This is a genomic window from Rhodoferax sp. WC2427 (genome assembly GCF_040822085.1).
In the GTDB taxonomy this organism is placed as follows: domain Bacteria; phylum Pseudomonadota; class Gammaproteobacteria; order Burkholderiales; family Burkholderiaceae_C; genus Rhodoferax_B.
Map to the genome: position 1 here is coordinate 2,031,529 of NZ_CP162006.1, position 23,346 is coordinate 2,054,874.

Here is a 23,346-nt window from a genome sequence, read left to right on the forward strand (position 1 = left end):
GGCGGCTGGTGGGTTTTGGACAGGGGGAGATTATGCGGGCCGGAGGTGGGCCGTTCGGCTCTATGCATATACAAAACCCCGGCTAAGTACCGCCGGTATGCATCACCCCGCCCACTGCGCCACCGTGCTGCGGATCAGTTCCAGCGTGGCCTGCTGGGTCAGGGTGCTGGGGCGCAGCGAGCTGGTGGCCAGCGAAACCTTGGTGCGCAGGGCGGGTTGGTGGATGGCGCGGGTGGTGAAGGCCGAGGGGCGGATCGAGCTGGCCACTGCGTGGCGCGACAGCAGAGCGCAGCCTGCGCCGTCGGCCACCAGGTCCAGGATGGCGGCCACGCCGTCGATTTCCAGCGCCACCATCGGGCGGCAGCCGATCTTGGCCATTTCGGCCTCCACGTGCATGCGGATGGCGTTGGGGCGGCTGGGGATGACCAGCGGCAATTGGGCGATGGCTTTGAGCGAAATCGGCGCGGGCGGCGGGTCTTCGGGCAGGCCGGGCGGTCGGGGTTGCACCAGCAGCAGCTCTTCTTCCATCAGGGGGCTGATGTCGGTTTCGGCCGTGCTTTGGGCGTTGTAAAGCAGGGCAATATCCAGCCGTCCGCTGACCAGCGACTGCTGCAAATCCACCGACAGGCCTTCGCGGATCGACAGGGCGGCGTCAGGCATCTGCTGGCGAAAGGCGCGCGTCAGCGGCACGGTGAGCACCCGCGCCAGGCTGCTGGGCAGGCCAATCGCCACCCGGCCCGCCAGCCCGCCGCGCACGCGGCCCAGCTCTTCGCGGGCGCGCTCGACCTGGTGCAGGATGCCGCGGCCATGCTCCAGCAGCAGCTTGCCCGCCTCGGTGGGCGTGGCCCCGCGGCCATTGCGCACCAGCAGGTTTTGGCGCAGCTCCACCTCCAGCAGGCGCACCTGGCGGCTCAGGGCGGGCTGGGCCATGTCCAGCGCCACGGCGGCGCGGGTGAAGCTGCCGAGTTCGGCGACGCGGACGAAATACTCGATTTGTTTCAGATCCATATGGGGGCTAGGTGGTTACCCTATATTTGCTATATCGACAGTCTTATTATGCCGAATTGCTATAGCTGATAGAAACCGGGGGGCCTTGGTTTTGGGCTCTTGCATGGCCACAATGGCAGCCATGACAACACCTCTTACCGGTATTTCTTCGATGGCCACCCGCCTGCTGTTGGCGGAGTTGCTGGCAGGTTTCACCCAGCGCACGGGTGTGCGCGTGGACATGGCATCGGTGGGCGGTGTCGATGCCGCCAAGCGGGTGCAGGCAGGCGAGGCCTTTGACGTGGTGGTGCTGGCGTCGGACGCGATCGACAAGCTGGCGGCCGCAGGCCATCTGCGTGCGGGCTCCCGGGTGGACCTGGTCCGCTCTGGGGTGGCGGTGGCGGTGCGTGCGGGTGCGCACCAGCCCGATATTTCTTCCGAAGATGCCGTGCGCGCCGCCGTGCTGGCCGCCCGCAGCATCAGCTATTCCACCGGCCCCAGTGGCGTGGCACTGGCCAAGCTGTTCGAGCGCTGGGGCATTGCCGAGCAGATCCAGAGCCGCATTGTCCAGGCCCCGCCCGGCGTGCCCGTGGGGGCGTTGGTGGCACGCGGCGAGGTGGAGCTGGGTTTCCAGCAACTGAGTGAACTGCTGCCGCTGGAGGGCATCACCATCCTGGGGCCGCTGCCACCGGCCATCCAGGTCACCACGATTTTCTCCGCCGGTGTGGCCACCACCAGCGTGCAGCCGGATGCCGTGCGGGCCCTGCTGGAGTACCTGGCATCCCCCGAGGTGGCCGAAGCCAAACGCCATCAGGGTATGGACCCTGTTTAAGAGCTTGCCTGCAGACTAAATTTAAACCAAGGAGACGCGCACCATGACCAAACCCCTGATCATCGACTGCCACGGCCACTACACCACGGCCCCCAAATCGCTGGAAAACTGGCGCAACCAGCAGATCGCCGGTATCAAAGACCCGGCCATGATGCCCAAGGTGTCCGACCTGAAGATCAGCGACGACGAACTCATCGAAACCATCGAATCCAACCAGTTGCGCCTGATGAAAGAGCGCGGCAGCGACCTGACCATCTTCAGCCCGCGCGCCAGCTTCATGGCCCACCACATTGGCGACTTCAATGTGTCCAGCACCTGGGCGGCGATTTGCAACGAACTCTGCTACCGCGTGGCGCAGTTGTTTCCACAGCACTTCATCGGCGCGGCCATGCTGCCGCAAAGCCCCGGTGTGGACCCGGCCACCTGCATCCCCGAGCTGGAAAAGTGCGTCAAGGAATACGGCAACGTCGGCATTAACCTGAACCCGGACCCGAGCGGCGGCCACTGGAATTCGCCCCCGCTGAGCGACAAGGCCTGGTACCCCATCTACGAGAAGATGGTGGAGTACGACATCCCCGCCATGATCCATGTGAGCACCAGCTGTAACGCCTGTTTCCACACCACCGGTGCGCACTACCTGAACGCCGACACCACCGCTTTCATGCAGTGCCTGACCAGCGACCTGTTCAAGGAATTCCCCACGCTGCGCTTTCTGATTCCGCACGGCGGCGGCGCAGTGCCTTACCACTGGGGCCGCTTCCGGGGCTTGGCGCAAGAGCTGAAAAAGCCGCTGCTGAGCGAGCACCTGCTGAACAACATCTACTTCGACACCTGCGTGTACCACCAGCCCGGCATTGACCTGCTCAACACCGTGATCCCGGTGAAGAACGTGCTGTTTGCCAGCGAGATGATCGGCGCGGTGCGTGGCATCGACCCTGAAACCGGCAACTACTACGACGACACCAAGCGCTACATCGAAGCATCCAAAATTTTGAGCGATGCCGACCGCGCGCAGATCTACGAGGGCAACGCCCGCCGCGTCTTCCCGCGTTTGGATGCCGCATTGAAGGCCCAAGGCCGCTAACTCTCCAGGAGACACATATGAGCATGAACAACCTCGGCATCGTCAAACGCAACATCACCCGCGCCGACCCGGCCGCCGTTGAGCGCCTGTCCAAACTCGGCGTGGCCACCATCCACGAGGCCATGGGCCGCGTCGGCCTGATGAAGCCCTACATGCGCCCCGTCTACCAGGGCGCCAAGATCTGCGGCACCGCAGTCACCGTGCTGCTGCAGCCTGGCGACAACTGGATGATGCACGTGGCGGCAGAGCAGCTACAGCCCGGCGACGTGGCCGTGGCCGCCTGCACCACCGAAAACGAGGACGGCTTCTTTGGCGACCTGCTGGCCACCAGCTTCCAGGCCCGCGGTGCCAAGGGCCTGATCATCGACGGCGGCGTGCGCGACGTGGACGAGCTGCAAAAAATGGGCTTCCCGGTGTTCAGCAAAGCCATCCATGCCAAGGGCACGATCAAGGCCACGCTGGGTTCGGTCAACGTGCAGATCATCTGCGCCGGTGCCATCGTCAACCCCGGTGACGTGGTGGTTGCCGACGTGGACGGCGTGGTGGTGGTGCCCGCCGCCATCGCCATGCAAGTGGCCGAAACGGCCGAGCACCGCGAAAGCTTCGAAGGCGAAAAGCGCGCCAAGCTGGCCGCCGGTGTGCTGGGCCTGGACATGTACAAGATGCGCGAACCGCTGGAAAAGGCCGGCCTCAAATATATAGACTGAATTTAAAGAAATTAGGCCGCTCACGCTGATGGAATAAGCGTGAGCAGCTACCAAGTTAATAGCATGATGGAGGAGACACCCATGGAATTCACCAAGACCCCGGGCTGGATGGACTGGTACACCGGCCCCAGCAAACCCCGTTTTGTGCTGCCCGCAGGCGCAGTGGACGCGCACTGCCACGTGTTCGGCCCCGGCGCGGAGTTCCCATTCGCCCCCGAGCGCAAGTACACCCCTTGCGATGCCTCCAAGGCCCAGCTGTTTGCCCTGCGCGACCACCTGGGGTTTGCCAAGAACGTGGTGGTGCAGGCCACCTGCCACGGCTCGGACAACAGCGCCATGGTCGATGCGCTGAAAGCCTCCAACGGACGGGCACGCGGCGTGGCCACCGTCAAGCGCAGCATCAGCGACGCGGAAATCCAGGCCATGCACGATGCCGGTGTGCGCGGCGTGCGCTTCAACTTCGTCAAGCGGCTGGTGGACTTCACCCCCAAGGACGAGCTGCTGGAAATCGCCACCCGCATCCATAAATGGGGCTGGCACGTGGTGATCTACTTTGAAGCGGTCGATTTGCCCGAGCTGTGGGACTTCTTCACCGCGCTGCCCACCACCGTGGTGGTGGACCACATGGGCCGGCCTGACGTGGCACTGCCGGTGGACGGCCCGCAGTTCGCGCTGTTCGAAAAATTTATGCGCGAGCACACCAACGTGTGGAGCAAGGTGACCTGCCCCGAGCGCCTGAGCGTAACCGGCCCCAAGGCCTTGAACGGCGAGCAAAACGCCTACCAGGATGTGGTTCCGTTCGCCAAGCGCATCGTTGAGCAGTTCCCCGACCGCGTGCTCTGGGGCACCGATTGGCCGCACCCCAACCTGAAGGACCACATGCCCGACGACGGCCTGCTGGTGGACTTCATTCCGCATATCGCGCCCACCGCCGAGCTGCAAAAGAAATTGCTCGTGGACAACCCCAACCGCCTGTACTGGCCCGAGGAACAGTAATGTCTCTAGAAAAACCATACCTGGATGTGCCCGGCACCACCATCTTCGATGCCGAGCAAAGCCGCAAGGGCTACCACCTGAACCAGTTCTGCATGTCGCTGATGAAGGCCGAGAACCGTGAAAAGTTCAAGGCCGACCAGCGCGCCTACCTGGACACCTGGCCCATGACCGAGGGCCAGAAACAGGCCGTGCTCGACATGGACCTGAACCGCTGCATTGCCCAGGGCGGCAACATTTACTTTTTGGCCAAGATCGGCGCCACCCATGGCATGAGCTTCCAGCAAATGGCGGGCAGCATGACCGGCATGACCGAAGAGGAATACCGCAACATGATGGTCTCCGGTGGCCGTTCTGCCAATGGCAACCGCGTGCTCGGCGAAGACGGCGATGCCCAGCCCAATCACCAGCCCCAAGGCTCCGCAGGCAAGAAAGCGACAATTTAATATGGCCAAAATCACCGCCAGCGTCTACACCTCCCACGTCCCCGCCATTGGCGCGGCCATCGACCTGGGCAAGACCACCGAAGCCTATTGGCAGCCGCTGTTTGCCGGGTACGACTACTCCAAGCAGTGGATGAAGGACAACAAGCCCGACGTCATCTTTCTCGTCTACAACGACCATGCCACCGCGTTCAGCCTGGACATGATCCCCACCTTTGCCATCGGCACCGCGGCCGAATACCAGCCCGCCGACGAAGGCTGGGGCCCGCGCCCGGTCCCCAAGGTCATCGGCCACCCCGAGCTGGCCGCGCACATCGCGCAGTCGGTGATCCAGCAGGACTTTGACCTGACCATCGTCAACAAGATGGACGTGGACCACGGCCTGACCGTGCCTCTCTCGCTAATGTGCGGCCAGCCCGAAGCCTGGCCCTGCCCGGTGATCCCGTTTGCCGTCAACGTGGTGCAGTACCCCGTGCCGTCGGGCCGCCGCTGCTTTGAGCTGGGCAAGGCCATCCGCAAAGCCATCGAGTCGTTCGACCAGCCCCTCAACGTGCAAATCTGGGGCACCGGCGGCATGAGCCACCAGCTGCAGGGCGCACGTGCCGGGCTGATCAACAAGGAATGGGACAACGCCTTCCTGGACCGCCTGATCGCCGACCCCGACGGCCTGGCCAGCGAGCCGCACATCGACTATGTGCGCGAAGCCGGTTCCGAAGGCATCGAGCTGGTGATGTGGCTGATCGCCCGGGGTGCCATGGCCGATGTGGCCGGTGGCCCCGCGCCTACGCTCAAGCACCGCTTCTACCATGTACCCGCATCCAACACGGCCGTCGGCCACCTGATTCTGGAGAACAACTAATGGCTAAAACCATCAAAGTCGCCCTGGCGGGCGCAGGCGCCTTCGGCACCAAACACCTGGACGCAATTGCCCTGATCGACGGCGTGGAAGCCGTGTCGGTGATCGGCCGCGATATGGAAAAAACCCGCGAAGTGGCGGCCAAGTACGGCATTAAGCACGTTACCGACGACCTGGCCCACAGCCTGGCGCTGCCCGAGGTGGATGCGGTCATCTTGTGCACGCCCACGCAGATGCACGCCTCGCAAACCCTGCAATGCCTGCAGGCCGGCAAGCACGTGCAGGTCGAGATTCCGCTGGCCGACACCCTGGCCGGTGCCGAGCAGGTCGCCGCCCTGGCCGCCACCTCCGGCCTGGTGGCCATGGTCGGCCACACCCGCCGCTTCAACCCCAGCCACCAGTACGTGCACCAGAAAATTGAAGCGGGCCAGTTCAACATCCAGCAAATGGATGTGCAAACCTACTTCTTCCGCCGCACCAACATCAACGCCCTGGGCGAAGCCCGCAGCTGGACCGACCACCTGCTGTGGCACCACGCGGCCCACACCGTCGACCTGTTCGCCTACCAGTGCGGCAGCCCCGTCGTGCAGGCCCACGCCGTGCAAGGCCCGATCCACCCGACCCTGGGCATTGCCATGGACATGAGCATCCAGCTCAAGGCCGCCAATGGCGCGATTTGCACCTTGAGCTTGAGCTTCAACAACGACGGCCCGCTGGGCACCTTCTTCCGCTACATCGGCGACAGCGCGACCTACCTGGCCCGCTACGACGACCTGTACACGGCCAAGGACGAAAAGATCGACGTGAGCAAGGTGGCGGTCTCGATGAACGGCATCGAACTGCAAGACCGCGAGTTCTTCAGCGCCATCCGCGAAGGCCGCGAACCCAACAGCAGCGTTGCCAAGGTGCTGCCCTGCTACCGCGTGCTGCACCAGCTGGAGCAGCAGCTGAACGCCGCGGGTTAAGGCTGCGGAGTAACGCAGCAGGCGGACTAGCTTGCAGTCGTCAAGCCGCAACCACCCGCAGCTTACCGAAATAGCTGCGGTAGGGCTTGGCATCGCGGCTGAGCACGGTCAGGTTGGTGACGGCGGCGTGGGCACCGATGAAGAAGTCGGGCAGCGGCGCGGTTTTGGTTCCGCCGCGCGCCCGGTACTGCCGAAACGCCTGCGCTGCCAGTGCTGCGCTCGACCAGGGCAGGGCGCTGCGCAAGGTGGTAAACACCTCCAGCATCGCATCCAGTGCAGCAGGGGCTGTGCCGGGCACCAGCAGTTCGGCGTAAATCAGGGCGTTGATGTGCAGGGGGCCTTGTTCGCTGCAGGCTTGCAGCTGGTCGATGGCCCAGTTGTGCCAGGGGCTGGCGCTGTCCATGCAGTCGATCCACACATTGCTGTCCACCAGGTAGCCGCTGCCACCGTCGTAATGGGCCAGTGTGGCCATGGTTTAGCCGCGCAAAAAGGCCATGATTTCGTCCGCGCCCAGCTGCTGGAATTCAGGAGCCATGCTTTTGCGGGCTTGCGCAGCGGCTTTGCGCAGCTGGGCTCGGCGGTCGGTGGGGGTGGTGCTGGCCAGCTTCTGGATGATGATTTTGCCGCCCTCGTAGGTCACACTGACTTCACTGCCGGGCAGTACGCCCGAGGCGGTGCGCACGTCCTTGGGGATGGTGACCTGGCCTTTGTCGGTAACTTGCATGCTAGATCCTCGTTTAGTTGGAATTGGAAGTTGGAATCTTACGCCAATTGCTTCAATTTACCCCAGCGTAAACGGCCCGCCCTTGGCCAGCGCCCGCTGGTACGCAGGCCGGGCGTGGATGCGCGCCAGGTAGGCCATCAGGCGGGGGCGTGATGCATTCAGCCCGCCACGGGCGGCGGCGGCTTCCAGGGGGAAGCTCAGCTGGATGTCGGCGCCGCTGAATTCTTCGCCCGCAAACCATAGGCTTTTGCCCAGCTCGGCTTCCATGAAGTCCAGGTGGGTGGTGATTTGCGGCAGGATGAAACTGCTCTTGACCTTGCCGCTGATGGCTTTGGCGATGGGCTTCACAAAGAAGGGCATGGGCGTGGCCTCGATCTTGTCGAACACCAGCTTGAGCAGCAGCGGCGGCATGGCCGAGCCTTCGGCGTAGTGCAGCCAGTAGCGAAAGCGCAGCCGCTCGGGCGTGCCCGGGGCGGGCGCCAGGCGGCCCTGGCCGTAGCGCTCAATGATGGTTTCGATGATGGCGCCCGATTCGGCCAGCACCAGCTCGCCGTCCGTCACCACCGGCGATTTGCCCAAGGGGTGCACCTTGCGCAGGCTGGGCGGGGCCAGCATGGTTTTGGCATCGCGCTGGTATTTTTCGAGCTGGTAGGGCAGTTCCAGTTCTTCCAGCAGCCACAGCACGCGCTGCGAGCGGGAATTGTTCAGATGGTGGACAGTGAGCATGGTGTTCCGCTGGTTGCTATTAAAAAAAGAGCTGCTTGCGCTGATGTGGTAAGCGCAGGGTGCCTAAAAAGTGCTTAAAAATACCCCATCTTTACAGGGGCATTGCAATTCGATGGAAAGCCCTTACAGAGGCGACCACGGCAGGTTTTATCATTTAACTTAGCTGGACTAAGTATTTGCCGACATTTGCGTTTATAAACCCGGTGCCCGTTCTTTCTATTTACGTCCTGTTACTTCCTTGCATACCTCTTTGACCGCCCAAGATTCCGCAGCCATGGTGATGGACGTGGTGCCTGCCGTGATGGATGCCATCCGCACGTCCATGCGCCACGGTGCGGATGGTAGTTTGTCGGTCCCGCAGTTCCGTTGTCTGAATTTCATCTCTCGCAGGCCCGGCTGTGCGATGGGCGAGATCGCGGCTTTCCTGGGGGTGACCATGCCCACCGCTTCGGCGATGGCCGACCGGCTGGTCCAGGCCGGGCTGGTGCAGCCGCAAACCGCCAGCGGTGACCGCCGCCGCTCCCGGCTGGAAATCACCCCCAGCGGCCTGGCGCAGCTGGCGCTGATACAAGACCGGGCGCAAGGTGAACTTAAAGCGGTTCTGGCGGTCTGCACACCGCTGGAGCAACAAACATTGCAAGCCGGACTGGACGTACTCTGGCGTATTTTTCGACCTTCCGAACCCACTCAAGCACCATGAAGACTGCCTCCCTCGTTTTGAATACCGCCTGCGGCCTGGTGGCCTTGGGCCTGTGGGGTTGCTCCGGCAAGTCCGACGCCGTGGTGCCCGCCACCGGTGCTTCTGCGGCGGCCGCGCCTGCGGGTGCGGCGTCCACGGCGGCTGCGCCCGTGACGGTGACCACCGTCGCGGCCCAGCAGCGTGACCTGCCTGTGCTGCTCAAAGCCACGGGCACCGTCACTGCGCTGACCAGCGTGGACGTGAAGGCCCAGGTGACCAGTGTGGTGTCCAAGGTGCACATCGAAGAGGGCCAGTTCGTCAAAGCCGGACAGTTGATGTTCACCCTGGACTCGCGTACCGACGAAGCCAACCTGGCCAAGGCCCGCGCCCAGCTGGCCAAAGACACGGCGGCGCTGGCCGATGCCAAGCGCCAACTGGCCCGCAGTAAAGACCTGCTGGCGCAAAGCTTTATTTCGCAAGGTGCGCTGGACACTGCGCAAGCCGGGGTCGATGGCCTGAGCGCCACGTTGGCCGCCGACCAGGCCGCCATCGATGCCGCCAAGGTGGCCCTGTCGTTTGACCGCATCGCCGCGCCGCATGCCGGGCGCGCAGGGCTGGTGCCGGTGTCGGCGGGCAGTGTGGTGCAGGCCAACGTGACCACGCTGGTCAGCATCACCCAGCTCGACCCGATGGGCGTGGCCTTCAGCTTGCCGCAGCGCAACCTGGGCGACGCGCTGGCGGCCCTCAAGGGCGGTGGCGCGCCGGTGACGGCCACGCTGGCCGACAACGGCGGTGTGTTCAAGGGGCGGTTGCAGTTTGTGGACAACCAGGTGGATGCCAGCTCGGGTTCGCTCAAGGCCAAGGCGGTGTTCGACAACCCGGACGGCAAGCTCTGGCCAGGCGCGTTCGTCGAGGTGTCGCAAACCGTCAATGTGCTCAAGGGTGCGGTGGTGGTGCCCCAGGCAGCCCTGATCCAGGGAGCGCGTGGCATGGTGGTGTACACCCTGGAAGACGGCAAGGCCGTGTCCAAGCCGGTGCAACTGGTCTACGCGCAAGGTTTGGATGCCGCGGTGACCGGCGTGCAGCCGGGCGACAAGGTGGTGGTGGACGGCAAGCAAAACGTGCGTCCGGGTGTGCGCCTCAACGAGCGCGCCGCTGAACCCCAGAAGGCCGCCAGCGCCGCCAGCGCGCCTGCCACGGACGCTTCCAAGCCCACCGCACCATGAACTTTTCTGAACTCTTTATCCGCCGTCCGGTGATGACGGTGCTGCTGAACCTGGCCATCGTGCTGGCCGGGGTGATTGGCTACCGCAGCATTCCGGTGGCGGCCCTGCCCAGCTACGACACACCGGTGATCAACGTGTCGGCCAGCCTGCCCGGCGCCAGCCCCGAGACCATGGCCAGCTCGGTGGCGCTGATCCTGGAGAAGCAGTTCCAGACTGTACCGGGGCTGAAAACCATCAGCTCCACCAGCACGCTGGGCAGCACCTCGCTGACGCTCGAATTCGACGAGAGCCGCAATATCGACGTGGCCGCGGTGGACGTGCAGGCCGCGCTGCTGCGGGCCCAGCGCTCGCTGCCCACCGACATGACCAATCCGCCGTCGTACCGCAAGGTGAACCCGGCGGACGCACCGATTCTGCTGGTGGCCATGACTTCACCGTCGCTCACCCCGTCGGACTTGCAGGATTTTGCCGAGCACCTGATCTCGCCCACCTTCTCCACCATCGACGGTGTGGCCCAGGTCAATGTGTTTGGTGCCAAGCGCTACGCCGTGCGGGTGCGGGTGAATCCGCAGGCCCTGGCGGTGCGCAATCTGGGCCTGGATGACCTGAGCAGCGCGCTCAAATCGGCCAACGTCAATACCCCCGTGGGCACGCTGGACGGCCCGCAGCAAACCCTGGTGCTGCAGGCCAACCGGCAACTGCGCAACGCCGCCGACTTTGCCAACCTGATCGTCAGCACCAAGGGCGGCAACCCGGTGCGCCTGCGTGACGTGGCCAGCGTGGAAGACAGCCTGGAAACCCTGAAAAGCTGGGCCACCATCAATGGCGAGGCCTCCATCACCCTGGCCGTGCAGCGCCAGCCCGGTGCCAATACCGTCAAGGTGGTGGATGCGCTGCTGGCCGCCTTGCCCAACCTGCAGGCGCAGATGCCCCAGTCGGTCAAGATGACCCCGGTCAATGACCGCTCCAAGTCGGTGCGCGAGGCCTTGCACGATGTGTCGCTGACGCTGATGGGCACCATTGTGCTGGTGGTGCTGGTGATCTTTTTGTTCTTGCGCCGTTTTGTGGCCACAGTGATCCCCGCGTTGTCGCTGCCGGTGTCGCTGGTGGGCGCGGTGGCGCTGCTGTGGGGCATGAACTACAGCCTGGACAACATTTCCCTGCTGGGCCTGACGCTGGCCGTGGGCCTGGTGGTCGACGATGCCATCGTGGTGCTGGAAGAAATCATCCGGCTGGTGGAGGAGGGCATGCACCCCTTCCAGGCCGCGCTGAAGGGCTCGCGGGCGGTGGGTTTCACCATCATCTCCATGTCCACCTCGCTGATCGCGGTGTTCATCCCGATTTTCTTCATGCCCGGCGTGATCGGCCTGCTGTTCCACGAATTTGCGGTGGTGGTGGGCCTGTCCATCGTGGTGTCGGCCTTTGTGTCGCTGACCCTGGTGCCCATGATGGCCAGCCGCTTCCTGAGCGACGAAACCCATAAAAAGCCGCCAGGCCGCATCGTCCATTCCTTCGAGGTCGGGTTCAACAAGTTCCTGGCCGGCTACACCCGCTGGCTGGATGCCGCGCTGCGCCACCGCAACATCGTGCTGGCGCTGGCGGCGGTGACCCTGGTGGCCACGGTGTGGCTGGTGATGGTGATTCCCAAGGGCTTTTTCCCCGAAGAAGACATCGGCCAAATCCAGGTGAGCACCGAGTCCTCGGAAGACATCTCCTTCCCCGCCATGGTCAAGTTGCAGGAAGCCGCGGCGGCCATCGTCCGCGCCGACCCGAATGTGCTCACCGTCAGCTCGTTCAATGGCGGCAACGGTTCGCAAAACACCGGGCGCATGTTCATCAACCTCAAGCCGCAGGCCGAGCGGCCCAAGATGAAGGTGGTGGTGGAAGGCCTGCGCAAGAAGCTGCGCGCCGTAGCGGGCATCAATGTGTTCATGCGGCCGGTGCAAAACCTGCAGCTGGGCGGCCGCCAGAGCAAGGCGCAGTACCAGTACATCATGCAAAGCATCAAGGCCGATGAGCTCAACGTGTGGGCCACCAAGCTGCAAGACCAGTTGCGCGGCGACCCGCTGTTCCGCGACGTCACCAGCGATGCGCAGATGCGCGGCCTGATTGCCCAACTGAAGATCGACCGCGATGCCGCCAACACCCTGGGCGTGTCCATCGACACCGTCCGCACCGCGCTGTTCAGCGCCTTTGGCGAGCGCCAGGTGTCCACCATCTACCTGCCGACCGACAGCTACCAGGTCATCATGGAAGTGGCGCCCGAGGCCAAGCAGGACGAGCGCGCCCTGAACGGCATTTACGTGCGCTCCAACACCGGGGCTTTGGTGCCGATCAGCAGCTTCACCACCGTCACCCGCACGGTCGGGGCGACTGCGATCAACCACGTGGGCCAGTTGCAGGCGGTGACGGTGTCGTTCAACCTGGCCCCCGGTGCGGCGCTGGGCGATGCCACGGCCAAGATCGACGCGGCCCGGGTGGCGATTGGCCTGCCCAGCAGCATCATCACCAGCTACGGCGGCGATGCGGCGGTGTTCCAAAGCTCGCAGGGCAGCCAGACCATCCTGGTAATTGCCGCCTTGCTGGTGATCTACGTGCTGCTGGGTGTGCTGTACGAGAGCTACATCCACCCGCTGACCATCCTGGCGGGCCTGCCGTCGGCAGCGGTGGGGGCGCTGGCCACGCTGATGCTCTTTGGCCAGGACCTGACGCTGATTGCCACCATCGGCATCGTGCTGCTGATCGGTATCGTCAAGAAAAACGCCATCATGATGATCGACTTTGCGCTGGAGGCCCAGCGCCACCAGGGCATGACCCCGGCCGAGGCCATCCGCACCGCGTGCATCTTGCGCTTTCGGCCCATCATGATGACCACCATGGCCGCCCTGATGGGGGCCTTGCCCATCGCCCTGGGCATTGGCGCCGGGGCCGAACTGCGCCAGCCGCTGGGCCTGGCCGTGGTGGGGGGATTGGTGTTCTCGCAGGCCATCACGCTGTTCATCACCCCGGTGATCTACCTGACGCTGGAGCGCTTCAGCGGCACCGGCCCAGTGACGACGCCGGAAGAAGTTGTTGCGTGATTTACTATTAAATAAGTAGCTGCTTACGCCCTTGGAATAAGCGCAGGAAGGACTTTTGACCATGAAAAATAGACCGCTCGGCCCCTTCAATGTCTCTGCCATCGGCCTGGGCTGCATGAACCTCAGCCACGCCTACGGCGCACCGGTCACGGCAGAGCAGGGCGAAGCCGTGCTGATGCACGCCCTGGACCAAGGGGTGACCCTGTTCGACACGGCAGCCCTGTACGGCTTTGGCGCCAACGAAGACCTGGTGGGCAAAGTGCTGTCCAGGCACCGCCGCCGCTTCACCCTGGCCAGCAAATGCGGCATGGCGGGGGTCGACGGCAAGCGCGTCATCGACGGCCGCCCGGCCACCATCCAGCGCACCTGCGAAGATGCGCTGCGCCGCCTGCGCACCGACGTGATCGACCTGTACTACCTGCACCGCTGGGACAAAACTGTGCCCATCGAGGACAGCGTGGGTGCGCTGTCGGACCTGGTACGCCAGGGCAAGATCCAGACCATCGGCCTGTCCGAGGTGTCGGCCAGCACCCTGCGCAAGGCGCACGCGGTGCACCCCATCACCGCGCTGCAGACCGAGTATTCGCTGTGGACGCGCAACCCCGAGATCGCGGTGCTGCAGGCCTGCAAGGAGCTGGGCACGGCCTTTGTGGCTTTCAGCCCGGTGGCGCGCGGGTTCCTGACTGGCACGCTGACCGACGTGGCCACGCTGGACGCCAAAGACATCCGCCGCAGCATGCCCCGCTTTGCCCCCGACCACTATGCCGCCAACCTGCGCCTGCTAGACGGTTTGAAGACCATCGCGACGGATGCCGGTTGCACCCTGGCCCAGTTGGCGATTGCCTGGCTGCTGCAGCAGGGCGACCACATCATCCCCATCCCCGGCACCACCCGCATAGACCATCTGGATGAAGACCTGGCCGCCGCCGAGGTGCAGCTCTCGCCCCAGGTACTGGCCCGGCTGGACGCACTCATGGCCCCCCGCGCCATCACCGCAGGCCGCTACAACGCGCAGTCGCAGTCCGAGGTGGATACCGAGGAGTTCACATAACTTCGTGTAACGGTGGCATGGGCTTTGCGTGACAGGTGCGACGGGAATCCTCCTGCCGCCCTTTGCGAAAGTCTTTATGCATTCCAAAGCCCGGTCCCTGGCCACCACCATGCCCGACAACACGGGTCTGTCCACCGTCAACCTGGCGGCTCGCCAACGCATGCTGTCGCAGCGCATGGTGCTGCAAACCGTGCTGGCCGCGCAGGGCGACAAGGCCCAGTTGCAGGCGGCAGAACGCACGCTGAGCCTGTTCTGCGAGAGCCAGGCCACGCTTCTGCAGATGCCCAAAAAGCTCGACGAGGCCAGCGCCCGCAAGGTGGAGGCCGTGTACCACGGCGTGCAGGGCGTGGGCGGCAGCATCCAGACCTTCACCAAACTGGTGCGTACGGCACTGGACCACATCGGCCAGCGCGACCTCGGTCAAGCCAGATCGGTCGCCCAGGTGGTGGCGCACACCGACGCGGTATTGGAGGCCCTGAACAAGGTTACCACCGTGTTCGATGACATCAGCAAGACCCAATCCGACAGCATGAAGCGCGAGCTCAGCGGCATCGTCAGCGATATCCAGAACGTGGCCCGGGAAGCCAAAGTCGTGAGTTTCAACGCCCTGGTCATTGCCGCCCGCGCCGGTCAATTTGGCCGTGAGTTTGCCGTGGTGGCGAACGTGTTGTCGGGGATCACCGGCAAGATTGACGGCCTGTCGCGCGAAGCAATTATGTTGGCCGGGCGCCGATAGAAGCGGGGTACGGGGCAGGGCAGGGGCGGCAGGATTACACTCGCGGCCCTTTCTTCCTTCCGTGCCATCCGATGCCTTCTTCCCCGGCCAAGCAGCCCCGCACCCGCAAGTCCCCGGTGGCCGACCCGCAACAGCAACTCAGTCTGTTGTTCAATGAAGCTCCTGAGACGGCGCCAGCTCCCACACCAGCCCCTGCCGCTGTGCCCGTTGAGCTTGCAACAGCCCAGCCTGCCATCGCGATCACCTCCGATGGGGAGGCCCTGGCGCTGCAACTCGAACAACACCCTGACTACCGCGTCTTGCGCCGCCTGGTGCCGCAGTTGCACTTCGCCGCGGCCTCCGGCCCGGGCGTGAAGCGCCTGCTGGTGCTGGACACCGAGACCACCGGCCTGGAGCACAGCCGCGACAAGATCATCGAGCTGGCCCTGCTGCGCGTCGATATCGACACCGCCACCGGTCTGCCCTGTGGCAGCGTGCAGGTGTATGACGGCCTGGAAGACCCCGGCCAGCCCATCCCCGACATCGCCCGCAAGATCACCGGCATCGACGACAGCATGGTGGCGGGCCAGGCGCTGGACGAGGCCCGCATCACCGAACTGCTCGAAGGCGTGGATTTGGTGGTGGCGCACAACGCCGGGTTTGACCGCCCGTTTGTCGAAGCCCGCCTGCCCGCGTTCGCCGCCAAGGCCTGGGCCTGCTCGTTTGCCGATATCGACTGGAAGCAAGAAGGCCGCGATTCCGCCAAGCTCACCGCCCTGGCGCTGGACCTGGGCCGGTTTTACGACGCACACCGCGCCGAAATGGATTGCCACGCCTTGCTGGCGGTGTTGCAGGCCCCCATGCCGATCGCAGGCCACACCGGCCTGGCGCATCTGTTGGCCGCCGCCGAGGGCACCCGCTACCGCCTGCAGGCCAATGGCGCACCGTTTGATGCCAAAGACGCACTCAAGGAACGCGGCTACCGCTGGGACGCGGCCAACAAGGTCTGGCACACCCGGTTGATGGATGAAGCTGCCCTGCAAGGGGAATGCGATTGGCTGGCCGCCGCGGTCTATCGGGGCCGGGCGGCCCGGGTGCAGGTCGAGGCGCTGGATGCCCGCGTACGCTACGCCAGCCGCGCCGGACTGTTGACTTGGCGCAATATTGGATGAAATAGGCCTCCTGTGCTTATACACTGGGCGTGAGTAGCTATAAAAATAGTAGCTTTGAAAAAATGTGTTTCTACGGCTGTCAACGGCAAATATAGAAAAGCATCCTCCAAATTGAGGATAAAAACCCCCCACTGATGGCGCGGTATACACCGTGGCGCACGGGTAGCCAGTCAATCAAGAGGATAATGCAGCCTTCGATCCGGCCGTGCGCCGAACTATTTCCTTGCCAAATTGATGCAATTGGCACCCAACTAAGGCTCTATCCATGGCGAAAGCTGATTCCAAAACTGCCATGCTGGCCGACGGCCTGCGTTACAAGTCCAAAGCCTCCGGTTCCCCCTTCGCTGCTGCAGCGTCGTTTGGCGGGGCCACCATGTCCTGCTTTTTGTGCGGTAAGCACCGCACCCGTTCCCTGATGGGCACCCGCAAGGTGCTGGGCAAGTCGCAAGCCGTGTGCGCACCTTCGTGCCAGGCGATGGACGAAGCCGCTGCAGGCTAAATTCAATTTAAAGCCCCTTTAAACCCCATTTGACCGGCTGTGTGGGCAAATCGCCCGCGCGGTTGTGGCCTAATCGCGGGTTGTCACATTTTCTTTGGAGTAAACACAATGGCAAAAGAACCCCGTACCGAAGCCGAGCGCCTGGCTACCCCCCGTCCCACCCCACTGCCTGGCTACGCCAGCCCGGTCAGCCGCGGCCAAAAGCGCAGCCTGGAGCGCGGTGTCGCTACGCGTAGCAAGAAGAACCCTGGCAAGCGCGCGCGCCAAGGCTAAGCCCTTATTGCACACCTTCGCGCCGCGTAGGCGGGCCCTACCGGGCTGCCTACGCGGCGTTGTCGTTTCTGCAGGTGACAAAATAGACCTATGTCCAAACACAAATCCGGGCCCAGCGAGTGGGTCACCAAGATGCTGGCGGTGATCCGCACCGGCAACGCCCAGGCCGCGATTGCCCAGATCAAGGCTGCCCCTAGCGCCAAGGATGTCGCCCAACTGCGGGCCCTGCTGCAGTTGCCCAACGCCCCCGCGCGGCACCCGAATGTGGATACCGCCATCGACGAGCAGGTGGTGGCCCTGGCCAGCCCGCGCCTGCACCGCGCACCATGAACGACGCACGCATCAAGGGCTTCCATGCCCACGTCTACTTTGATGCGGCCACGCAGGAGCAGGGCCGCGCCCTGTGCCTGGAGGCCGCCAGCCGCTTCAAGCTGGCCATGGGGCGGGTCCATCCGGGTCCGGTGGGTCCGCACCCGGACGGCAGCTGCCAGCTGGCCTTTGCACCCTCGGTGTTTGCCGAACTGGTGCCCTGGCTGGCCATGCACCGGCGCGGCCTGGTGGTTTTCATCCACCCCATCACCGGCAATGACCTGGTCGACCACCGCGACTTCGCCATGTGGATGGGTGCGGTACGGCCGCTGGACTTGTCGGTGCTGTCCGGATCGGACACGGTGTATGAGCTTCCCGAAGATTAGCGCTGCGCTGGTGTCCCTGGCTCTGGTGGGCTGTGCCACCCCCATGAAGCCCATCGCCCAGCAAGAAGAATTCGATTCCTCGGGCAAGTACTCGCGCATGTTCGATGCCAGCCCCAGCGACACCTGCGAGGCCGCACGGCGCGCCTTGCTCAGCCAGGGTTACGTGATTTCGAATGCCGCCAAAGAGCTGGTGCAGGGACAAAAAAACTTCCAGCCCGAAAACGAAATCCATGTGCAAATGGACATCCGGGTGGTGTGCGCGTCCGAGAGCCGTGACGGCAAGCTCAGCCTGGGCTTTGTCACTGCGCTGCAGGACCGCTACGCCCTGAAGAAGAGCAACACCTCGGCCAGCCTGGGCGTGGGCGTGTTGGGCTCGGTGTCGGTGCCGGTCAGCTCCAGCAACGATGCGATGGTCAAGGTGGGCAGTGAAACCGTGTCCAGCGAGCGGTTTTATGACCGCTTCTTTGCGTTGGTGCAGCACTACCTGGCGCAAGACATGGAAGAGCCGGACGGCGAGGCGCTGGCCCCTCCCGCACCCGACAAGCCGAAAAAACCGCTAGCGCCGTAAACGCTGCGCCAGGGCCGTCACCTCCGGGTCGGCTGGCGCGCCGGGCGCCTCCAGCTGCGCCTGTACCAGCCGCTGCAAAGTCTCCATTTGTGGTGTGATGCTGCCAAAGAAGCGCGCCGCGCCGTCCACCACCACCAGTACCGTTGGGAAATTGTCCACCTCGACGGGGTCCACCACGTCGGCCTGGTCTTCAATATCCACCCAGACGAACTCGGCCCCGGGAAATGCGCGCCCGACCTGTTCAAACCGCTCCTGGTAGTCGCGGCAGCTCCCACACCAATCGGCGCACAGGCAAGCCACCCACAGGCGTGGCGCTGGGGGGGCTGGGGGCGTGCTTACTACCAATTCCATAGCTGTTGGTCTTTATTCGGATGGCGCAGAGGGCTTATTTTAGGGGGCAAGCTCTGCAGGATCCGCTTGCGCCAGAACCTCCGCTGCGGTGGCTTCCAGCGACTGCCGCAACCAGCGCTGCACCGGGTCGTGCTGGTGCCGCAGGTGCCACAGCATGTACATCGGCAAGCTGGGGCAGGGTAGGGGCACGGAGCAGCTTTGCAGGCCACGCAGCATGCCCAGCGCCAGCAAGCCGGGCAGGGTGGCCAGCCAGGGGCCGGCGTGCAAGAACGCCGCAATGCCCGCAAACCCCGGCACGGTGGCCGCCATCCGGCGCTGGATGCCCTGGGCTTGCAGCCATTGGTCGATGTCGAGCGTGCGACGGGGCTGGTACACCACGCTGATGTGCTCGCTGGCCAGGTAGTCGGCCAGGCTGCTGGGGGCCGCCCGCTGGCTGGCATCGAAGAACACCCGGTAAGGCGTGGCAAACAGGCGCTTTTGCACCACATCGCTGGCATCGGGCGGGCGCGGCGACACCACCAGGTGGCAGCTGCCATCGCGCAGCATCTCCGCGGTGGGCACCCCGGACGGAACGATGTGCAAGCTGACCTGGGGGGCCTGTAGCCGCAGCCTTTGCAGCAGGGCCGGTAGCAGCAGATCGCGCTGGAAGTCGTTGGCCGCAATGGTGAAACAGGTTTGCAACCGCGCCGGGTCAAACGCCTCGGGCGTGGCCAGACGCTGCATGTCTTCCAGTAGCAGGCGTGCGGGTTGGGCCATGGCTTCGGCCCGGGCGGTGGGCTGGATGCCGCGGCCCGACTTCACAAACAGCGGGTCGCCAGTGATGGCGCGCAGCTTGTCCAGCAAATGGCTGACCGCCGACTGCGTAACCCCCAGGCGCTGCGCAGCCCGGGTCACCGAGCCTTCTTCCAGCACCGCCAGCAGCAGCTGCAGCAACTGGCCGTCCAGGTGGGAATGATCGAATTTGCTCATGGGTTTCATGAAGATTATCGGGTTTATTTGTGGAGGTAGTTTGGGAATACTCCGTTTCACCTACTTCCACAGGAGACAACCATGGCCCAGGCCGAAATTCCCGGCACCACTTTGTTCGACGGTGTGCAAGCCCGCAAAGGCTACGCCCTCAACAAGATGTGCTTTTCCTTCAACGCGGCGGATGCGCGCGCCGAGTTCCAGCGCGACGAAGAAGCCTATATGCGCAAATTCGGGCTGAATACCGAGCAGGCCGAGGCGATCCGCCAACGCAATGTGCTGGCCTTGCTGGCAGCGGGCGGCAATGCCTACTACCTGGCCAAGTTCGCCGGTATTTTCGGGCTCGACATGCAGGACATCGGGGCCCAGCAAACGGGTCTGAGCAAGGCAGAATTTCAGGCCCGTCTGTTGGCCGCAGGAGCATAACCATGGCCAAAATCGTTGGTGCCATCACCACTTCCCACGTGCCCGCCATCGGCCGGGCGATTGCCAAGGATCTGCAAAATGATCCCTACTGGAAGCCCTTTTTTGACGGCTTCCCGCCGGTGCGCCAGTGGCTGGACGAGGTCAAGCCGGATGTGGCCGTCGTCATCTACAACGACCACGGGCTGAACTTCTTTCTCGACAAGATGCCCACCTTTGCCGTCGGCGCCGCACCGGAGTACCACCATGCCGACGAGGGTTGGGGCCTGGCCACCGCCGCGCCCTTCCAGGGCAACCAGGACTTGTCGTGGCACCTGATCAACCGCCTGGTGGACGACGGCTTCGACATCACCACCTGCCAGGAGATGCTGGTGGACCACGCCTTCTGCCTGCCCATGGACCTGCTGTGGCCGCACACCGACCCCCAAGCCGCCTGGCCGGTGACCACCGTGCCCGTCTGCCTGAACACGGTGCAGTTTCCCTTGCCCACCGCCGCGCGCTGCTTTGCCCTGGGCGAGGCCATTGGCCGGGCCATCACCAGCTGGGAAAGCGACGCCCGGGTGGTGGTGGTCGGCACCGGTGGCCTCAGCCACCAGCTCGACGGCCAGCGGGCGGGCTTTATCAACAAGGAGTTTGACCTGGAGTTCATGCACAGCCTGGTCAGCGACCCGGCCTGGGCCACCCGCTTCTCCATCCATGAGCTGGTGGAGAAAGTGGGCACCCAGGGCATCGAGCTGCTGATGTGGCTGACCGCCCGCGCCGCGCTGCCCGGCCCGGCGCGCCTGCTGCACTCCAACTACCACATCCCGATTTCCAACACCGCCGCCGGCCTGATGCTGATGGCCCCATAAAAAAAGCCCCTGCCGGACACATCCGGCAGGGGCCTTTTCAAGGGCTGGTGCTTACAGCGTATCGATAAAGCTGCGCAGCTTGTCCGAGCGGCTGGGGTGCTTGAGCTTGCGCAGCGCCTTGGCTTCTATTTGGCGGATGCGCTCGCGGGTCACGTCGAACTGCTTGCCGACTTCTTCCAGCGTGTGGTCGGTGCTCATTTCAATGCCGAAACGCATGCGCAGCACCTTGGCTTCACGTGGCGTGAGGCTGTCCAGGATGTCCTTCACCACATCGCGCAGACCGGCCTGCATGGCGGCTTCGATGGGGGCGGTGTTGGCGCCGTCTTCGATGAAATCGCCCAGGTGGCTGTCGTCGTCGTCGCCGATCGGGGTTTCCATGGAGATGGGCTCCTTAGCGATCTTCATGATCTTGCGGATCTTGTCTTCCGGGATCTCCATCTTCTCGGCCAGGATGCTGGCATCGGGCTCAAAACCAAACTCTTGCAAGTGCTGGCGGCTGATGCGGTTCATCTTGTTGATGGTTTCGATCATGTGCACCGGGATGCGGATGGTGCGCGCCTGGTCGGCGATCGAACGCGTGATGGCCTGGCGGATCCACCAGGTGGCGTAGGTCGAGAACTTGTAGCCGCGGCGGTATTCAAACTTGTCCACCGCCTTCATCAGGCCGATGTTGCCTTCCTGGATCAAGTCCAGGAACTGCAGGCCGCGGTTGGTGTACTTCTTGGCGATGGAGATCACCAGGCGCAGATTGGCCTCGATCATTTCCTTCTTGGCATTGCGCGAGGAGGCTTCGCCTTCGTTCATGCGCTTGTTGATGCCTTTGAGCTCGTCCAGTGGCACCACCACGCGCGACTGCAGATCTGTCAGCTTTTGCTGCAGGTCCTGCACCGGCGGGATGTTGCGGCCCATGATGGCGCTCCAGGGCTTGCCGGCCGCGGTTTGGCGCTCGATCCACTTCAGGTCCAGCAGGTGCGAGGGCACTTTGTTGCCCATCTTGTCGCGGCCACTGAAGTCGGCAATGAAGTTTTCTTGCGGGTAGCCGCACTTGTCCACAATGATGCGGCGCAGTTCGCGCTCCTTCTTGCGCACGTCGTCCACCTGGCTACGCAGCAGATCGCACAGTTTTTCGATGGTTTTGGCGGTGAAGCGGATGGTCATCAGCTCTTCGCTCAAAGCCGCCTGGGCCTTGACGTAGTGCGGCGTGCCGTAGCCTTCCTTGTCGTAGATCTTGTGCACCTTTTCGAACAGGTCGCGCAAGGTATCGAAGCGGGTCAGGGCTTCTTTTTTCAGTTCTTCGAGCTTCTTTGTCAGGGCTTTGGAGCCGCCCTTGCCGTCGTCGTCGTCGGCGGCGTCAAATTCGTCGAAGTCTTCTTCGGCCACGTAATCGTCGGCTTCGTTGGGGTTGGAGAAGCCGTCGACGATGGTGGAGATGACCACCTTGCCGTCACGGATCAGCTCGCCCATGTTGAACACCTCGGCCAGCGTGGCCGGGCTGGCGCTGATGGCTTCCATCATGCGCATCAGGCCGCCTTCGATGCGCTTGGCAATTTCGATTTCGCCTTCGCGGGTCAGCAGCTCGACGGTGCCCATTTCACGCATGTACATGCGCACCGGGTCGGTGGTGCGGCCGAATTCGCTGTCCACCGTGGACAGGGCCGCTTCGGCTTCTTCTTCGGCTTCTTCTTCGGTCGCCGCCGTGGGGGCGGTGTTGTTCAGCAGCAGGGTTTCGGCATCGGGCGTTTGCTCGTACACCGCCACGCCCATGTCGTTGAGCATGTTGACCACCACTTCCAGCGTTTCCGCGTCGACCAGCTTGTCGGGCAGGTGGTCGGAGATTTCGCCGTGCGTCAGGTAACCGCGGGTCTTGCCCAGTTTGATCAGGGCCTTCAGGCGCTGGCGGCGCTTGGCCAGGTCTTCTTCGGAGAGAACGGTTTCGTCCAGGCCGAATTCCTTCATCAGCGCGCGCTCTTTGGCCTTGCTGATTTTCATGCGCAGCGGCTTGATCTTCTCGCCGGTGGGGCTGAGCTGGACCGGCGCTTCCTCGACCGGATCTTCCTCGATCTCGATCAGGTCATCGAGGTTGATCTCGGTGGAGATCGAACCCTTGGGCTTGGGGCCGCGCTTGGCACCGGCGGGCTTGACCTTGGCGGGTGCGGCCGCGGCAGCGGCGGCGGCTTTGCCAGCGGGCTTGGCGGCGGGCAGGGTCACGACCTTGGGTGGGCGGCCAGGTTTTTTCTTGGCGGCATCATCGGCAGCGGAGGTGACTTCGGGAGCGGCGGGGGACTTCGATGCGGGCACGGATTTGACTTTCAAGGCGGGCTTGGCCACCACCTCGGCAGCCACTGCGGTGGTTGCTTTGGCGCTGGTCTTGGCAGCGGAGGCCGCGGGTTTCTCGGACTTTGGAGCAGGCATGGGCAAAGAACCTCAGGACAACAAAAAAACGAAATAAACCCGGGAGCCAGGGGCTACCGGCGCGGTTG

At 63.9% G+C, this 23,346-nt stretch carries 27 protein-coding genes; 20 read left to right on the plus strand and 7 right to left on the minus strand.

The features are described 5' to 3' along the window. Positions 1-102: 102 nt before the first annotated feature. The gene (locus AB3G31_RS09630) at positions 103-1,008 is read right to left on the minus strand and encodes a LysR substrate-binding domain-containing protein (RefSeq protein ID WP_367849958.1); all 906 of its coding nucleotides are present in this window, start codon (positions 1,006-1,008) and stop codon (positions 103-105) included. A 121-nt stretch (positions 1,009-1,129) separates the two neighbouring features. Between AB3G31_RS09630 and AB3G31_RS09635 the strand changes: the two genes are divergently transcribed. The 7 genes from AB3G31_RS09635 to AB3G31_RS09665 all read left to right on the plus strand — a co-directional run bounded on the left by AB3G31_RS09635 (position 1,130) and on the right by AB3G31_RS09665 (position 6,867). Next, positions 1,130-1,819 (plus strand): substrate-binding domain-containing protein, encoded by a 690-nt coding sequence (locus tag AB3G31_RS09635; protein WP_367849959.1) that lies wholly within the window; start codon positions 1,130-1,132, stop codon positions 1,817-1,819. Positions 1,820-1,874: 55 nt separating this feature from the next. Then, positions 1,875-2,903: an amidohydrolase family protein gene (locus AB3G31_RS09640; protein WP_295955223.1), complete on the plus strand. Its 1,029-nt coding sequence runs from the start codon at positions 1,875-1,877 to the stop codon at positions 2,901-2,903. A 23-nt stretch (positions 2,904-2,926) separates the two neighbouring features. After that, positions 2,927-3,610: a 4-carboxy-4-hydroxy-2-oxoadipate aldolase/oxaloacetate decarboxylase gene (ligK, locus tag AB3G31_RS09645; protein WP_367850318.1), complete on the plus strand. Its 684-nt coding sequence runs from the start codon at positions 2,927-2,929 to the stop codon at positions 3,608-3,610. Positions 3,611-3,691: 81 nt separating this feature from the next. After that, positions 3,692-4,606 carry an amidohydrolase family protein gene (locus AB3G31_RS09650; protein WP_367849960.1) on the plus strand — a complete coding sequence of 305 codons (915 nt, stop codon included), beginning with the start codon at positions 3,692-3,694 and terminating at the stop codon, positions 4,604-4,606. Next, on the plus strand, positions 4,606-5,049 hold the full coding sequence (gene ligA / locus AB3G31_RS09655; protein ID WP_367849961.1) for a protocatechuate 4,5-dioxygenase subunit alpha: 444 nt from the start codon (positions 4,606-4,608) through the stop codon (positions 5,047-5,049). Before AB3G31_RS09650 ends, ligA begins: the two co-directional genes overlap by 1 nt. Before the next feature lies 1 nt (position 5,050). Further along, a complete protein-coding gene (locus AB3G31_RS09660) occupies positions 5,051-5,905 on the plus strand; it encodes a class III extradiol dioxygenase subunit beta (RefSeq protein ID WP_367849962.1) in 855 nt (284 codons plus the stop codon). Continuing rightward, entirely contained in the window at positions 5,905-6,867 is a 963-nt protein-coding gene (locus AB3G31_RS09665) for a Gfo/Idh/MocA family oxidoreductase (protein WP_367849963.1), read from the plus strand. The genes AB3G31_RS09660 and AB3G31_RS09665 overlap by 1 nt, the downstream gene beginning before the upstream one ends. 40 nt (positions 6,868-6,907) lie before the next feature. Here AB3G31_RS09665 and AB3G31_RS09670 read toward each other — a convergent pair whose 3' ends face one another. The 3 genes from AB3G31_RS09670 to AB3G31_RS09680 are packed head-to-tail and all read right to left on the minus strand — an operon-like array spanning position 6,908 to position 8,317. Further along, on the minus strand, positions 6,908-7,339 hold the full coding sequence (locus AB3G31_RS09670) for a type II toxin-antitoxin system VapC family toxin (protein ID WP_367849964.1): 432 nt from the start codon (positions 7,337-7,339) through the stop codon (positions 6,908-6,910). Between the two features lie 3 nt (positions 7,340-7,342). Then, the gene (locus AB3G31_RS09675; protein WP_367849965.1) at positions 7,343-7,591 is read right to left on the minus strand and encodes an AbrB/MazE/SpoVT family DNA-binding domain-containing protein; all 249 of its coding nucleotides are present in this window, start codon (positions 7,589-7,591) and stop codon (positions 7,343-7,345) included. Positions 7,592-7,648: 57 nt separating this feature from the next. Continuing rightward, positions 7,649-8,317, minus strand: a complete 669-nt coding sequence (locus tag AB3G31_RS09680; RefSeq protein ID WP_367849966.1) for a glutathione S-transferase — start codon at positions 8,315-8,317, stop codon at positions 7,649-7,651. A gap of 238 nt (positions 8,318-8,555) precedes the next feature. Here AB3G31_RS09680 and AB3G31_RS09685 point away from each other — a divergent pair, with 238 nt between their 5' ends. The 11 genes from AB3G31_RS09685 (at position 8,556) to AB3G31_RS09735 (ending at position 18,275) form a co-directional block, all read left to right on the plus strand. Beyond that, positions 8,556-9,017 (plus strand): MarR family winged helix-turn-helix transcriptional regulator, encoded by a 462-nt coding sequence (locus AB3G31_RS09685; protein WP_367849967.1) that lies wholly within the window; start codon positions 8,556-8,558, stop codon positions 9,015-9,017. Further along, entirely contained in the window at positions 9,014-10,222 is a 1,209-nt protein-coding gene (locus AB3G31_RS09690; RefSeq protein WP_367849968.1) for an efflux RND transporter periplasmic adaptor subunit, read from the plus strand. The genes AB3G31_RS09685 and AB3G31_RS09690 overlap by 4 nt, the downstream gene beginning before the upstream one ends. Continuing rightward, positions 10,219-13,302 carry an efflux RND transporter permease subunit gene (locus tag AB3G31_RS09695; protein ID WP_367849969.1) on the plus strand — a complete coding sequence of 1,028 codons (3,084 nt, stop codon included), beginning with the start codon at positions 10,219-10,221 and terminating at the stop codon, positions 13,300-13,302. Before AB3G31_RS09690 ends, AB3G31_RS09695 begins: the two co-directional genes overlap by 4 nt. Before the next feature lie 61 nt (positions 13,303-13,363). Beyond that, positions 13,364-14,353 carry an aldo/keto reductase gene (locus AB3G31_RS09700; RefSeq protein ID WP_367849970.1) on the plus strand — a complete coding sequence of 330 codons (990 nt, stop codon included), beginning with the start codon at positions 13,364-13,366 and terminating at the stop codon, positions 14,351-14,353. 76 nt (positions 14,354-14,429) lie between these two features. Continuing rightward, entirely contained in the window at positions 14,430-15,089 is a 660-nt protein-coding gene (locus tag AB3G31_RS09705; RefSeq protein WP_367849971.1) for a type IV pili methyl-accepting chemotaxis transducer N-terminal domain-containing protein, read from the plus strand. A gap of 71 nt (positions 15,090-15,160) precedes the next feature. Next, positions 15,161-16,240: a 3'-5' exonuclease gene (locus tag AB3G31_RS09710; protein WP_367849972.1), complete on the plus strand. Its 1,080-nt coding sequence runs from the start codon at positions 15,161-15,163 to the stop codon at positions 16,238-16,240. A 265-nt stretch (positions 16,241-16,505) separates the two neighbouring features. Then, positions 16,506-16,739: a hypothetical protein gene (locus AB3G31_RS09715; protein WP_295954953.1), complete on the plus strand. Its 234-nt coding sequence runs from the start codon at positions 16,506-16,508 to the stop codon at positions 16,737-16,739. A 108-nt stretch (positions 16,740-16,847) separates the two neighbouring features. After that, the gene (locus AB3G31_RS09720) at positions 16,848-17,012 is read left to right on the plus strand and encodes a hypothetical protein (protein ID WP_315241319.1); all 165 of its coding nucleotides are present in this window, start codon (positions 16,848-16,850) and stop codon (positions 17,010-17,012) included. A 90-nt stretch (positions 17,013-17,102) separates the two neighbouring features. Beyond that, a complete protein-coding gene (locus tag AB3G31_RS09725) occupies positions 17,103-17,342 on the plus strand; it encodes a hypothetical protein (RefSeq protein ID WP_367849973.1) in 240 nt (79 codons plus the stop codon). Beyond that, positions 17,339-17,707: a DOPA 4,5-dioxygenase family protein gene (locus AB3G31_RS09730; protein ID WP_367849974.1), complete on the plus strand. Its 369-nt coding sequence runs from the start codon at positions 17,339-17,341 to the stop codon at positions 17,705-17,707. Before AB3G31_RS09725 ends, AB3G31_RS09730 begins: the two co-directional genes overlap by 4 nt. Next, entirely contained in the window at positions 17,688-18,275 is a 588-nt protein-coding gene (locus AB3G31_RS09735; protein ID WP_367849975.1) for a DUF2242 domain-containing protein, read from the plus strand. Before AB3G31_RS09730 ends, AB3G31_RS09735 begins: the two co-directional genes overlap by 20 nt. On the opposite strand, the gene AB3G31_RS09740 is transcribed toward AB3G31_RS09735, so the two are convergent. Together AB3G31_RS09740 and AB3G31_RS09745 are read right to left on the minus strand one after the other, a co-directional pair. After that, on the minus strand, positions 18,264-18,626 hold the full coding sequence (locus AB3G31_RS09740; protein ID WP_367849976.1) for a thioredoxin family protein: 363 nt from the start codon (positions 18,624-18,626) through the stop codon (positions 18,264-18,266). The two genes, AB3G31_RS09735 and AB3G31_RS09740, sit on opposite strands and share 12 nt — an antisense overlap. A 39-nt stretch (positions 18,627-18,665) precedes the next feature. Beyond that, positions 18,666-19,595, minus strand: coding sequence for a LysR family transcriptional regulator (locus tag AB3G31_RS09745; protein WP_367849977.1), 930 nt, complete (start codon positions 19,593-19,595; stop codon positions 18,666-18,668). Positions 19,596-19,676: 81 nt separating this feature from the next. On the opposite strand from AB3G31_RS09745, the gene AB3G31_RS09750 reads away from it, so the two are divergent. Beyond that, a complete protein-coding gene (locus AB3G31_RS09750; protein WP_367849978.1) occupies positions 19,677-20,018 on the plus strand; it encodes a protocatechuate 4,5-dioxygenase subunit alpha in 342 nt (113 codons plus the stop codon). Between the two features lie 2 nt (positions 20,019-20,020). Beyond that, positions 20,021-20,866: a class III extradiol dioxygenase family protein gene (locus tag AB3G31_RS09755; RefSeq protein WP_367849979.1), complete on the plus strand. Its 846-nt coding sequence runs from the start codon at positions 20,021-20,023 to the stop codon at positions 20,864-20,866. A gap of 51 nt (positions 20,867-20,917) precedes the next feature. On the opposite strand, the gene rpoD is transcribed toward AB3G31_RS09755, so the two are convergent. After that, on the minus strand, positions 20,918-23,278 hold the full coding sequence (rpoD, locus tag AB3G31_RS09760) for an RNA polymerase sigma factor RpoD (protein WP_367849980.1): 2,361 nt from the start codon (positions 23,276-23,278) through the stop codon (positions 20,918-20,920). Positions 23,279-23,346: the final 68 nt, after the last annotated feature.

Coding starts and splice junctions, on each gene's coding strand:
- AB3G31_RS09630 (WP_367849958.1), bottom strand. CDS start 1,008: ATGGATCTGAAACAAATCGAGTATTTCGTCCGCGTCGCCGAACTCGGC.
- AB3G31_RS09635 (WP_367849959.1), top strand. CDS start 1,130: ATGACAACACCTCTTACCGGTATTTCTTCGATGGCCACCCGCCTGCTG.
- ligK (WP_367850318.1), top strand. CDS start 2,927: ATGAACAACCTCGGCATCGTCAAACGCAACATCACCCGCGCCGACCCG.
- AB3G31_RS09650 (WP_367849960.1), top strand. CDS start 3,692: ATGGAATTCACCAAGACCCCGGGCTGGATGGACTGGTACACCGGCCCC.
- ligA (WP_367849961.1), top strand. CDS start 4,606: ATGTCTCTAGAAAAACCATACCTGGATGTGCCCGGCACCACCATCTTC.
- AB3G31_RS09660 (WP_367849962.1), top strand. CDS start 5,051: ATGGCCAAAATCACCGCCAGCGTCTACACCTCCCACGTCCCCGCCATT.
- AB3G31_RS09665 (WP_367849963.1), top strand. CDS start 5,905: ATGGCTAAAACCATCAAAGTCGCCCTGGCGGGCGCAGGCGCCTTCGGC.
- AB3G31_RS09670 (WP_367849964.1), bottom strand. CDS start 7,339: ATGGCCACACTGGCCCATTACGACGGTGGCAGCGGCTACCTGGTGGAC.
- AB3G31_RS09675 (WP_367849965.1), bottom strand. CDS start 7,591: ATGCAAGTTACCGACAAAGGCCAGGTCACCATCCCCAAGGACGTGCGC.
- AB3G31_RS09680 (WP_367849966.1), bottom strand. CDS start 8,317: ATGCTCACTGTCCACCATCTGAACAATTCCCGCTCGCAGCGCGTGCTG.
- AB3G31_RS09690 (WP_367849968.1), top strand. CDS start 9,014: ATGAAGACTGCCTCCCTCGTTTTGAATACCGCCTGCGGCCTGGTGGCC.
- AB3G31_RS09695 (WP_367849969.1), top strand. CDS start 10,219: ATGAACTTTTCTGAACTCTTTATCCGCCGTCCGGTGATGACGGTGCTG.
- AB3G31_RS09700 (WP_367849970.1), top strand. CDS start 13,364: ATGAAAAATAGACCGCTCGGCCCCTTCAATGTCTCTGCCATCGGCCTG.
- AB3G31_RS09705 (WP_367849971.1), top strand. CDS start 14,430: ATGCATTCCAAAGCCCGGTCCCTGGCCACCACCATGCCCGACAACACG.
- AB3G31_RS09710 (WP_367849972.1), top strand. CDS start 15,161: ATGCCTTCTTCCCCGGCCAAGCAGCCCCGCACCCGCAAGTCCCCGGTG.
- AB3G31_RS09715 (WP_295954953.1), top strand. CDS start 16,506: ATGGCGAAAGCTGATTCCAAAACTGCCATGCTGGCCGACGGCCTGCGT.
- AB3G31_RS09720 (WP_315241319.1), top strand. CDS start 16,848: ATGGCAAAAGAACCCCGTACCGAAGCCGAGCGCCTGGCTACCCCCCGT.
- AB3G31_RS09725 (WP_367849973.1), top strand. CDS start 17,103: ATGTCCAAACACAAATCCGGGCCCAGCGAGTGGGTCACCAAGATGCTG.
- AB3G31_RS09730 (WP_367849974.1), top strand. CDS start 17,339: ATGAACGACGCACGCATCAAGGGCTTCCATGCCCACGTCTACTTTGAT.
- AB3G31_RS09735 (WP_367849975.1), top strand. CDS start 17,688: ATGAGCTTCCCGAAGATTAGCGCTGCGCTGGTGTCCCTGGCTCTGGTG.
- AB3G31_RS09740 (WP_367849976.1), bottom strand. CDS start 18,626: ATGGAATTGGTAGTAAGCACGCCCCCAGCCCCCCCAGCGCCACGCCTG.
- AB3G31_RS09745 (WP_367849977.1), bottom strand. CDS start 19,595: ATGAGCAAATTCGATCATTCCCACCTGGACGGCCAGTTGCTGCAGCTG.
- AB3G31_RS09750 (WP_367849978.1), top strand. CDS start 19,677: ATGGCCCAGGCCGAAATTCCCGGCACCACTTTGTTCGACGGTGTGCAA.
- AB3G31_RS09755 (WP_367849979.1), top strand. CDS start 20,021: ATGGCCAAAATCGTTGGTGCCATCACCACTTCCCACGTGCCCGCCATC.
- rpoD (WP_367849980.1), bottom strand. CDS start 23,278: ATGCCTGCTCCAAAGTCCGAGAAACCCGCGGCCTCCGCTGCCAAGACC.